This window comes from Pseudonocardia sp. EV170527-09, from assembly GCF_008369905.1.
Lineage (GTDB): Bacteria > Actinomycetota > Actinomycetes > Mycobacteriales > Pseudonocardiaceae > Pseudonocardia.
Genome location: NZ_VRMC01000412.1, coordinates 1 through 285 on the forward strand (window position 1 = coordinate 1; position 285 = coordinate 285).

At 72.3% G+C, this 285-nt stretch carries 1 pseudogene; it reads right to left on the reverse strand.

Going from position 1 to position 285, the window contains the following annotated elements:
* Window positions 1-212 (reverse strand): annotated as a pseudogene (locus FVA95_RS29650) (hypothetical protein); the annotation flags it as partial.
* Between the last annotated feature and the right edge of the window lie 73 nt (window positions 213-285).

Consider the following 285-nt stretch of genomic DNA (forward strand, 5'->3'; position numbering starts at 1 on the left):
GCCCACTGGTCGGGCGACTTCTGCACGCGAGTCTCCCCCGGCTTGAGCCGTGCGGTGAGCGGCATGTGCCGGGGCAGGACGCCGAGCTCGCCGGCCTCGCCGGGCACGATCACCATGCGCGCCTCGTCGGCGTAGACCGGGCCCTCGGGCGTGACCAGCTCGACGCGGAGCGTCTTGACGCCGGCTGCATCCTGCGGCTCGGCGGCCGCCATCAGGCAGCCGCCGTCATTCTCTTGGCGGCCTCGAGCACGTCGTCGATACCGCCCACGAGGTAGAAGGCCTGCT